Origin of the sequence: Sphingorhabdus sp., assembly GCF_044239045.1 — a bacterium.
GTDB lineage: Bacteria > Pseudomonadota > Alphaproteobacteria > Sphingomonadales > Sphingomonadaceae > Sphingorhabdus_B.
The window spans coordinates 100497-111343 of record NZ_JBIICD010000006.1 but is presented as its reverse complement, the minus strand read 5'-3'; the positions used below and the strand labels follow the sequence as shown (position 1 = coordinate 111343).

The 10847-nt window shown below is 54.9% G+C and carries 11 protein-coding genes; 10 read left to right on the top strand and 1 reads right to left on the bottom strand.

The genetic code is table 11. The features are described from left to right. Positions 1 to 183 precede the first annotated feature (183 nt). From ACILP4_RS04010 to ACILP4_RS03995, 4 genes are all read left to right on the top strand, one after another. Positions 184 to 1896 (top strand): DNA polymerase III subunit gamma/tau, encoded by a 1713-nt coding sequence (locus tag ACILP4_RS04010; RefSeq protein ID WP_395619462.1) that lies wholly within the window; start codon positions 184 to 186, stop codon positions 1894 to 1896. After that, entirely contained in the window at positions 1893 to 2228 is a 336-nt protein-coding gene (locus ACILP4_RS04005) for a YbaB/EbfC family nucleoid-associated protein (protein ID WP_295494387.1), read from the top strand. Before ACILP4_RS04010 ends, ACILP4_RS04005 begins: the two co-directional genes overlap by 4 nt. 153 nt (positions 2229 to 2381) lie before the next feature. After that, positions 2382 to 4781 (top strand): endopeptidase La, encoded by a 2400-nt coding sequence (lon, locus tag ACILP4_RS04000; protein WP_395619452.1) that lies wholly within the window; start codon positions 2382 to 2384, stop codon positions 4779 to 4781. 188 nt (positions 4782 to 4969) lie between these two features. Beyond that, complete coding sequence (locus tag ACILP4_RS03995; RefSeq protein WP_395619451.1) at positions 4970 to 5242, top strand: HU family DNA-binding protein; 273 nt, start codon at positions 4970 to 4972, stop codon at positions 5240 to 5242. Positions 5243 to 5451: 209 nt separating this feature from the next. Here the strand turns inward: ACILP4_RS03995 and ACILP4_RS03990 are convergent, their stop codons facing one another. Beyond that, the gene (locus ACILP4_RS03990; protein ID WP_395619450.1) at positions 5452 to 5691 is read right to left on the bottom strand and encodes a hypothetical protein; all 240 of its coding nucleotides are present in this window, start codon (positions 5689 to 5691) and stop codon (positions 5452 to 5454) included. Positions 5692 to 6024: 333 nt separating this feature from the next. On the opposite strand from ACILP4_RS03990, the gene rpsB reads away from it, so the two are divergent. The 6 genes from rpsB to ACILP4_RS03960 all read left to right on the top strand — a co-directional run bounded on the left by rpsB (position 6025) and on the right by ACILP4_RS03960 (position 10847). After that, positions 6025 to 6855 carry a 30S ribosomal protein S2 gene (rpsB, locus tag ACILP4_RS03985; RefSeq protein WP_395619449.1) on the top strand — a complete coding sequence of 277 codons (831 nt, stop codon included), beginning with the start codon at positions 6025 to 6027 and terminating at the stop codon, positions 6853 to 6855. Between the two features lie 144 nt (positions 6856 to 6999). Further along, a complete protein-coding gene (gene tsf / locus ACILP4_RS03980; RefSeq protein WP_395619448.1) occupies positions 7000 to 7926 on the top strand; it encodes a translation elongation factor Ts in 927 nt (308 codons plus the stop codon). A 143-nt stretch (positions 7927 to 8069) separates the two neighbouring features. After that, positions 8070 to 8795, top strand: a complete 726-nt coding sequence (gene pyrH, locus ACILP4_RS03975; RefSeq protein ID WP_395619447.1) for a UMP kinase — start codon at positions 8070 to 8072, stop codon at positions 8793 to 8795. Positions 8796 to 8798: 3 nt separating this feature from the next. Continuing rightward, positions 8799 to 9356 carry a ribosome recycling factor gene (frr, locus tag ACILP4_RS03970; protein WP_395619446.1) on the top strand — a complete coding sequence of 186 codons (558 nt, stop codon included), beginning with the start codon at positions 8799 to 8801 and terminating at the stop codon, positions 9354 to 9356. 40 nt (positions 9357 to 9396) lie between these two features. Further along, on the top strand, positions 9397 to 10113 hold the full coding sequence (uppS, locus tag ACILP4_RS03965) for a polyprenyl diphosphate synthase (protein ID WP_395619445.1): 717 nt from the start codon (positions 9397 to 9399) through the stop codon (positions 10111 to 10113). Beyond that, entirely contained in the window at positions 10110 to 10847 is a 738-nt protein-coding gene (locus ACILP4_RS03960) for a phosphatidate cytidylyltransferase (protein ID WP_395619444.1), read from the top strand. The genes uppS and ACILP4_RS03960 overlap by 4 nt, the downstream gene beginning before the upstream one ends.

Here is a 10847-nt window from a genome sequence, read left to right as displayed (position 1 = left end):
TGGCACTCGCCAACCTGGTCAGATCCTGACGGAAGCAGCCACAACGAATTCGCTGCGGGTCATTCGGCTCCTACTTTTCCCCGTGTTTCGGTGGAGAAGGCTTCGACAAAGGTCGGTGACCAATCTAATATGATGATAATGCCCGACTCCGACAGCCCAGATTTCGCGACACGCGATCCAAATATGCCCGATGACGCATTGGGCCTGGGGCTGGATTTGCCTCCAGCTGCCAAGCCAGTAGTCGCCGCCGCCCAACCTACTGCGGCGACAGGCGGCGCGGCTTACCGCGTTTTGGCACGCAAATATCGGCCACAGACTTTTGCCGAGCTGATTGGGCAAGATGCCATGGTGCAGACGCTGGGCAACGCGATTAAGCGGGACCGGCTGGCGCATGCATTTTTGATGACCGGCGTGCGCGGGGTGGGAAAGACCTCTACCGCGCGGCTAATTGCTAAAGCGCTAAACTGCATTGGAGTCGACGGGCAGGGTGGGCCAACTATTGATCCTTGCGGCACCTGCGAACCTTGCGTTGCTATCGCCGAGGGGCGGCATATTGACGTTATCGAAATGGACGCCGCAAGCCACACCGGTGTTGACGATGTGCGTGAGATTATTGAGGCTGTGCGCTATTCCGCCGTGTCTGCGCGGTACAAAATTTACATCATCGACGAAGTGCATATGCTGTCGAAAAACGCATTCAATGCGTTGTTGAAGACCTTGGAGGAACCGCCCGGGCATGTTAAATTCCTGTTCGCCACGACCGAGGTGAACAAGGTTCCAATCACCGTATTGTCGCGGTGCCAGCGTTTCGATTTGAAGCGGATACCGACCGAGATGCTTTCGGCGCATTTTGCGGAAATCTCTGCCAAGGAAGCCGTCGCGGCCGAAGTGGAGGCATTGACCCTAATCGCGCAAGCGGCCGAGGGCTCGGTGCGCGATGGCCTCTCCATCCTCGACCAAGCCATTGCCCATGCGGACATGGAAGGCGACGGGCAGGTGACTGCGGCGCAAGTCCGCGACATGTTGGGCCTGTCCGACCGTGGCGCAATCCGCCGTCTGTTTGGGCTTATACTTACAGGCGACGCGCAAGCGATGCTGGCCGAGGCAAAGAACCAGTATGTTTTGGGCGTTGAACCGCTGGCGATGTTTGCCGGCCTTTTGTCCGAGGTCCATCGGCTCACGCTCGCCAAGGTTGGCGCGCCGCGTGATGGTGCCTTGGATGCCGCCGCTGCGGCTGTGGTCGAAGATCACGCCGACCGTTTATCCTTCCCAGTTTTGCACCGTTTATGGCAGTTGTTGTTGAAGGGGCAAGAGGAGGTCGCCCGGGCTTCTGTTCCCCTTGATGCGGCGGACATGGCACTACTGCGTGTGGTTCATGCCGCAACGCTGCCGGACCCTGGCGAGCTAGCTAAGATGATCGGCGAAGGTGCGTTTACGGCTCCAACTCTTGCTTCAGCGCCCTCGTCTGCGCCCACTGCAAGCGATGCGCCGCCAACGGCAAATGTGCAGACATTGATGCCGGCGAATTTCACTGCGCTGTTGGAACGATTAGCGCGGGATGGTTTTGTTAGCCTTGAAATGACCTTGCGCGATGTGATGCGTATCGTGGATTACGCGCCGCCTTCGCTGGCCTATCAACTGGCGGGGCCAGTTGCGCCGAACTTCGTAGCGGAATTGCGCGATGCCTTGGCTAAGGTCACCGGCACACGCTGGGACCTCGAGGAGCGCGCCGGGGAAGCGCAGCCAAGCTTGCTCGAGCAAGAGCAAGCGGCAGCCGAGGCGGCTAAACGAATTATATTGGAGTCACCTTTGGTCAAAGCGGCTTTTGCCGCGTTTCCAGAGGCGGAGCTGCTCGACAGCGACGAGAATGACATGAAATGGAGCAAAAGCGCATGAAAAGCATGGAAGAGATGATTAAGGCCGCGCAGGAAGCCGCCCAAAACATCCAGCAGCAGATGGAGCAAGCGCAGGCGACACTCGACACTATTCAAGTGGAAGGCGTTTCCGGAGGCGGTCTTGTCAAAGTCCGTGCGACTGCAAAAGGCCGCATTCTGAACGTTGCACTGGATGACAGCCTCATCGTGCCAGCTGACAAAGGGATGCTCGAAGACCTCATTACCGCCGCCTTCAACGACGCCCGCGAAAAGGCGGATGCCGCCAGCAACGCCGAAATGGGTAAGATGTCCAGCGGCTTGCCACTGCCTCCAGGGTTCAAGCTACCCTTTTAACAAGGTTAAAGGCGGTAATGGCCTAAATCTCCTCGGTTTTCCCCAGTTAAATGCGTGCAAGTGATGCTCATGCATTGAAAGCATGCGCAAAGCACTCATATTGAGGGGGAACAGGTGGGTTGCCGTTTTGGGTGACCGCCAATTGGAGTAGCTATGGATCTGAACCTTCCATTATTGCCGTTGCGCGACATTGTTGTTTTTCCAGGCATGGTTGTGCCGTTGTTTGTCGGACGCGACAAATCTGTGGTTGCGCTTGAAAAGGCGATGGCAGCCAACAAAGAAATTTTCCTTGTCGCCCAGCTTGACCCTGCGGAGGATGATCCTGACAAGGATGATCTGTATACTATCGGTGTTACTGCCACGATCATGCAGTTGTTGAAACTGCCTGATGGCACCGTGCGCGTGCTTGTCGAGGGCAAGCAGCGGGCAGAATTGCGGGATCTTATTGACCGCGGTGGTGATCATGTCGAGGCCAATATCAGCCTGATCACCGAAGCGAATGTCGAAGGTCCGGAGGCCACTGCGTTAATGCGGTCGGTTAACGAGCAGTTTGAGAGCTATTCGAAGCTGAATAAGAAAATGACGGCCGAAACGGCGGTGCAACTGACCGAGATCAGCACACCATCTGCGCTTGCTGATGCGGTGGCGGCGAACATACAATTGAAAGTCTCGGATAAGCAGTCCTTGTTGGTCGAAGCTAACCCGCTACGCCGCCTTGAGATGGCCTTTGCCTTCATGGAGGGTGAACTTGGCGTTTTGCAGGTTGAAAAGAAAATCCGTGGCCGCGTGAAGCGGCAGATGGAGAAGACCCAGCGCGAATATTATCTGAATGAGCAGATGAAGGCGATTCAGCGCGAGCTTGGCAATGATGATGGCGAAGGCGGCGACGAAGTTGCCGAGCTTCAATCCAAGATTGACACGATGAAGCTGTCCAAGGAAGCAAAGGCGAAGGCCAATGCAGAATTGAAAAAGCTGCGCGGTATGGCGCCCATGTCGGCAGAAGCGACCGTGATCCGTAACTATCTCGATACCTTGCTGGGTATACCCTGGGGCAAAAGGTCAAAGCTGAAGCGGGATATCGCCAAGGCGCAAGGCGTGCTGGATGCCGACCATTTTGCATTGGAAAAGGTGAAGGACCGGATCATTGAATATCTGGCGGTGCAAGCCCGCACCAACAAGCTGAAGGGGCCAATATTGTGCCTCGTTGGCCCTCCCGGCGTGGGTAAGACGTCGTTGGGTAAGTCGATTGCTAAGGCCACGGGCCGTGAATTCATCCGCCAATCCTTGGGCGGCGTGCGTGACGAAGCGGAAATTCGCGGGCACCGTCGGACTTATATCGGTTCGATGCCCGGTAAAGTTGCGGCAAACTTGAAAAAGGCGGGGACAATGAACCCGTTGTTCCTGCTCGACGAAATTGACAAGCTTGGGCAGGACTTCCGCGGCGACCCCGCGTCGGCTTTGCTCGAAGTGCTTGACCCTGAACAGAACAATAAGTTCAACGATCACTATCTCGAAATCGACCTTGATTTGTCGGACGTCATGTTTGTGACGACTGCAAACAGCTTAAACTTGCCGCAAGCCTTATTGGACCGGATGGAAATCATTCGTCTGGAAGGCTATACCGAGGACGAGAAGCTTGAAATTGCCAAGCGGCATTTGATCGAAAAGCAAATCGAAGCCCATGGCTTGAAGCAAGATGAGTTTTCCATCAGCGACGACGCGATGCGTGACGTCATCCGTTATTACACGCGTGAAGCGGGTGTTCGGACTTTGGAGCGCGAAATTGCAAAGCTGGCGCGCAAGGCGCTGCGCCGCATCTTGGAAGGCAAAGATAAAAGCATTGCCATTACGCCGGAAAATCTGGCCGATTTTTCGGGTGTCCGCAAATATCGCCATGACATGGGCGAGGAAGAAAACCAGATTGGCGCAGTGACGGGCCTAGCTTGGACAGAAGTTGGCGGCGAATTGCTAACAATCGAGGCCGTTACGGTGCCCGGTAAGGGGCAGATTAAAACGACGGGTAAGCTTGGTGAAGTCATGAGCGAGTCTATTCAGGCCGCCTTGAGCTATGTGAAGGCCCGTGCACCGAGCTATGGCATCAAGCCCAGCCTTTTTGCCCGCAAGGATGTGCACATCCACCTTCCCGAAGGCGCCGTGCCAAAGGATGGACCGTCGGCTGGTATCGGCATGGTCACCTGCATCGTATCGACCCTGACGGGTATTGCGGTGCACCGTGATGTGGCCATGACTGGCGAAGTGACTTTGCGCGGTCGGGTGCTTCCTATTGGCGGCTTGAAGGAAAAATTGCTGGCGGCCTTGCGCGGTGGGATCAAAACCGTTCTCATTCCGCAAGAGAATGAGAAGGACCTCGCAGATATTCCGGCAAATATCAAAAATGGTCTCGAAATCATTCCTGTCAGCCATGTTGACCAAGTTCTGGCCCGTGCACTTGTGGCACCATTGGTCGCGGTTGAGTGGACCGAGGCCGATGATCTGGCGGCGGCTTTGCCAGCGGGAATCGGTGGAGAAAATGGGGCTTCGGTGACACATTAAGCCGGCGCGTTCTGCCTTTAGTTGTATGTAATTCGCAGGACGCGCTGTTTTTCACAGAAAATGACCGTTTTAGGCCGATATTTCCTTTGACAGTGTCAACAATCTCCTCATTATCCGAGAACCGGCCTGGGCCGCGACTCAATTAAGCAATTAGTGAGTCTCATATAATTTTTAGAGGGGGTTCCCACATGAACAAGCAAGATCTCGTTAGTGCAGTAGCCGAAGCAAGCGGTTTGACCAAGGCTGACGCTGCCAAAGCCGTTGAAGCAACATTTGAAGCCATCACTGGCGCTCTGAAGAGCGGTGGCGAAGTGCGTCTCGTAGGTTTCGGCACTTTCGGCGTTGCAAAGCGCAAGGCATCGACCGGCCGTAACCCACGCACCGGTGAGCCAATGACCATCAAGGCATCGACTCAGCCAAAGTTCAAAGCTGGCAAGGCGCTCAAGGACGCTGTCAACTAAGACACACGCCAAGAAATTGGTAAAAAGGGCGGGGCGAAAGCACCCGCCCTTTTTTGTATCGGGGGACGAGCCATAATTATCGCTCCCATGCGCAAATGATCCGCACAAAAAAGTGCCCGCATTGCGGGCACCTCTATGGTTCAAAATAAAAGCAAATCCATTTTGATGGCGATTGCCGTGGGCGGCTAATCGTACCGCGCGCGTTTTTTTTAAGCCGCCAAACGGCTGCCGTTTTGAACGCGGGTTGTGCTCGAAAAGGCAATGATTGTTGCAGGTGCTAGGCGCCGCATATCGCCCAAGATGATCCGGCGTTCCCGCTGCGTCGCTGGCGCAAATTCCATATCGATGACTTCTTGGATACGCGGCATGGCGTTGCGAATGGATAAAGTGATCACGCCAATGGACGCACCCAGGGCAGTGAGGAAGAGAAGCGAAGCGATGATTGTCATGGCATTATCCTTTTTGATCTACACCCCAAATTGGACGGAGGGCTGATTCGGCTTTACACCGGATTTGAGCCTTTGTTCACTATTTGTTCTCTTATGTCAAGCGATATCTCGTAAAAAGAACAACGCGGGATAAAATGGAGGGCGAACCAGTTGTTAATACCGCAATGCCCGCTTTAGGCCGTAAACCGCCCAATGGTGCTTGACGAATCCTCTCACGAACTATAACGGACCCCACATTCCACATGGGAAACGCACATACCGGTGCTGATCTATGTCTTTCAGGCATTAGTGAAGTTCTAGTTTCCCAGAGGCTCAACCGGAAGGAGAAGTACCATGGCGGCACCTGTCGTTACCATGCAGCAATTGCTTGAAGCTGGGGCCCATTTCGGCCACCAAACACACCGTTGGAACCCGCGTATGAAGCCGTATATCTTCGGCGCGCGCAACGGCATCCACATTCTCGATCTGTCGCAGTCCGTGCCATTGTTCGCACGTGCGCTTGATTTCGTTGCGCAGAGCGTTTCGTCTGGCGGCAAGGTATTGTTCGTTGGCACGAAGCGTCAGGCCCAAGGCCCAATCGCCGATGCGGCCCGCGCATCAGGTCAGCATTTCGTCAACCATCGTTGGTTGGGCGGCATGCTCACCAACTGGAAGACCATTTCAAACTCGATCAAGAAGCTCAAGACCCTTGAAGAGCAACTTTCGGGTGACACGCACGGTTTCACGAAGAAGGAAATTCTTCAAATGACCCGCGAGCGCGACAAGCTTGAAATGAGCCTTGGCGGTATCCGCGACATGGGCGGCATTCCTGACGTCATGTTCGTTGTTGACGCCAACAAGGAAGAGCTTGCTATCAAGGAAGCCAATGTTCTGGGCATTCCAGTGATCGCGATCCTCGATTCAAACGTATCGCCTGACGGCATTGCATTCCCTGTTCCTGCAAATGACGACGCCGCACGCGCCATTCGTTTGTATTGCGACGCCGTTGCCACTGCGGCAACCAAGGGCAATGTAAACGCTAAGGTTGCCAAGGGCGTTGACCTTGGCGCGGAAGTTGAGCCAGCGGCTGAACCAGATTTGGTTGAAGAAGCTGCGCCAGTTGCCGAAGAAGCAGCGCCTGCTGCGGAAGAAGCTCCCGCCGAAGCGCCTGCCGCAGAAGCGTAATCAATTTGTCGTCACCCCCGCGTAAGCGGGGGCGACCCTGACATTTGCATATATTGTAAGCTCAGGTGTTGGATCCCCGGTTTTGCGGGGGGACGAACTTTAATGAGGTCGATTGGCCTCCCGCACATTCGAAAGGACAAATTTATGTCTGCAATTACTGCTTCAGCCGTCAAGGAACTGCGTGAGCTTTCCGGCGCTGGCATGATGGACGCCAAAAAGGCGCTTGAAGAAACCAATGGCGATATCGAAGCCGCAGTAGATTTACTGCGCGCCAAGGGCCTTGCAACTGCTGCTAAGAAATCCAGCCGCACGGCGGCTGAAGGCCTTGTAGGTGTTGCTGTAGAAGGTACCAAGGGCACGGCTATCGAAGTCAATAGCCAGACCGACTTCGTCGCCAAGAACGAACAGTTCCAAGAATTTGTTGCTGCCGTTAGCCAAGTTGCGCTTGGTTTGGCTGCTAACGAAGCCGATGCTGTTTTGGCCGCGCCATATGGCGGTGGTGAGACGGTTCAGGATCGTTTGACCAACAATATCGCAACCATCGGTGAAAACCAGGTTATCCGTCGCGTGAAGTCGCTTTCGGTCAGCAATGGCCGTGTTGTTTCTTATGTCCATAACGCTGCCGCGCCTGGCATGGGTGGCATCGGCGTTCTGGTGGCGCTTGAAAGCGAAGCAGACGCTGCGACGCTCGATGGTCTTGGTAAGCAATTGGCGATGCACATCGCCGCTGCCTTCCCGCTATCGCTTGACGAAACCGGCCTTGATGCTGAAACGCTTGAGCGTGAGCGCGGCATTGCCCGTGAAAAGGCATCGGAAAGCGGCAAGCCTGCTGATATCGTCGAAAAGATGGTTGAAGGCGCTGTGAAGAAATTTGCCAAGGAAAATGCATTGTTGAGCCAGCCATTTGTCATGGACGGCAAGACACCGATTTCCGATGTTGTGGCCGCCGCTGGTAAAGAAGCTGGCAAGCCCATCGTGTTGAAGGACTATGTCCGCTTCCAGCTGGGTGAAGGCATTGAAAAGGAAGTGTCTGACTTTGCAGCCGAAGTGGCTGCTGCGGTTGGCGCGTAACAATAAAACCGCCGTTCGCATCGCGATAAGCGGGGTGCGAACGGAGTTTATTTGCCGCTATTAAAATACGGCATAAGCACTTGGCGATGTGGCGCGCGGCTCCTATAGCTGGGCGCCATTATCGTATCAGGGTGAGGGATATTATGGGCGCGCACGGATATCGTCGCATTCTTCTGAAGTTATCAGGCGAAGTGCTTATGGGCGACCAAGCCTATGGCATTGACCCCGACACGGTCGCTCGCGTGGCCGAAGAGGTAAAGGCGGCGCAGGATACGGGGCTGCAATTGTGCTTGGTCATCGGCGGGGGCAATATCTTCCGCGGGATGTCCGGTGCGGCCAAGGGCATGGATCGCGCGCAGGCCGACTATATGGGCATGCTTGCCACCGTCATGAACGCGCTGGCGATGCAAAACGCACTGGAACAACTTGGTGTCCCCACCCGTGTCCAATCCGCGATTGAGATGGATAAGGTGTGCGAGCCGGTCATTCGCCGCCGTGCGGAACGGCATTTGGAGAAGGGGCGGATTGTCATTTTCGCCGCTGGCGTTGGCGCGCCATTCTTTACAACCGATAGTGGCGCGGCATTGCGCGCGGCGGAAATGCAGTGTGATGCATTGTTCAAAGGCACCTCGGTCGATGGCGTTTACGATGCTGATCCCAAAAAAGTATCAACTGCAAAACGTTATGAAACATTAAGTTATGACCGTGTCTTAGCAGATAATCTGAAGGTTATGGATGCCAGCGCGGTATCTTTATGCCGTGACAACAACATTCCTATCGTGGTTTTCTCAATCCGCGAACAAGGCAATATTCTGAAAGTGCTCGACGGAAGCGGCACTTCAACTGTGGTAACAAGCGAAGGAAACTGATCCATGCCGCAATATGACAAAACCGATGTAGAGCGCCGCATGAAGGGTGCTGTAGAATCACTCAAAAGCGATCTTTCGGGCTTACGCACGGGCCGCGCCAATGTGACCTTGCTCGATCCAGTTGTGGTTGAAGTGTATGGATCACACATGCCGTTGAGCCAAGTTGCAACCGTCAGCGCGCCAGAGCCGCGTTTGCTTTCGGTGCAAGTATGGGACCGGTCAAATGTTACGCCGGTGGAAAAGGCCATCCGTTCAGCAGGCCTTGGTTTGAACCCGATCACTGATGGCCAGACACTGCGCTTGCCTATTCCCGACCTTACCGAAGATCGTCGCAAAGAGCTTGCAAAGCTGGCGGGCCAATATGCGGAGAAAGCGAAAATCGCGATTCGCAACGTCCGTCGAGATGCCAATGACGGGCTGAAGACCGATGAAAACAAGAAGGAAATCAGCGAAGACGAGCGCAAAAGGTTGGAAACTGAAGTCCAGAAAATGACCGATGACATGATCAAGGCCGTCGATGACGCGGCTGCGCATAAGGAAAAGGAAATTCTGAGCCAGTGATTTTGGCCAACCTTTTAACTGCATCGGGTTTAGGTAACTGATGGCTGTCGCTGAAGCTCAAGAGCGTATTGCCGCGGGCACCGGCAAAATGCCGCGCCATGTCGCGATTATCATGGATGGCAATGGTCGCTGGGCGAAAAAGCGCATGTTGCCGCGGGCGATGGGGCATAAGCGGGGGGTGGAGACTGTCCGCAATATCGTCCGCGCGGCGGGTGAGCTTGGGCTGGAAACATTGAGCTTATACGCCTTCTCCAGCGAAAATTGGAAAAGGCCGGAGGATGAAATCAGCGACCTGATGGGCCTGATGCGCGACTTTATCAAATCTGATCTTGATGAATTTGCCTCTAACGATGTGCGCCTTAAAATTATTGGAAATTACAAAGCATTAGCGCCAGATATTGTGGAGATGCTTGAGGAATCTATCGCGCGGACTTCAAAGAACAGCCGCACGACTTTGGCGGTCGCACTGAATTATGGCGCACAAGATGAGATGGTCCGCGCCGCCCGTGCTGCTGCTGCGCAAGGCGAAATTAGCGCGGCGAGCATTGAGGCCAATCTGGACACGGCGGACCTGCCGCCGCTGGATTTGCTTATTCGTACATCGGGGGAACAACGGCTGTCCAATTTCATGTTGTGGCAGGCGGCTTATGCCGAATTCTGGTTTACCGAAACCTTATGGCCGGATTTCAACAAGGATGAACTTGCGACCGCGCTGAACGCATTTGCCCGCCGCGAACGGCGCTATGGTGGTCGATGAACGATAAGGTTGTGCCGCTTCTGAAACCCCGCTCGGACTTGGGCATACGGACATTGTCGAGCGTCGCCATGATGTCGGTTGCGATAGTTGCGATCTGGCTGGGCGGTTTTGCCTTTATGGCTCTGGTAATTGCCATTGGCCTTGGCGTGCTTTTTGAATTTGCCAAATTGGTGCTTGGTTTTGCGCATAGCCTGCAGGCGCGGATGTTTTGGCTATTGGGCGGCGCGATCTATGTCGGTCTTGCATGTTTTAGTTTGATTCTGTTCAGCGCGCCTGTCTTTGGCATGACGCCGGCAATCATGCTGATCGCAGCTGTTATTGGCACCGATGTCGGTGCCTATTTCGCAGGGCGCAGCATCGGCGGACCCAAAATCGCGCCACGGATTAGTCCGTCCAAAACATGGTCCGGTCTTTTGGGCGGCATGATTGGTGCGGGCCTTATGATGGTTATCATTCAAGCAGGCATCTACACCTTCAGGGGCGGTGATGCGGGCGACGGCGATGTCTATCTGGCATATGGTTGGTTCCGCCTCATGCTAACGGGGGCCGCGTTGGCGGTGGTCGCGCAAATGGGCGATTTCTTCGAAAGCTGGATGAAACGACGGGCAGGGGTGAAGGACTCCGGACGATTGATACCTGGCCATGGCGGCTTATTTGACCGGACGGACGGGCTTATCGCCGTCGCTTTCGCCGCTGGTGTCGTCACGCTGTATCAAACTGTGGCGGCTAGTTGA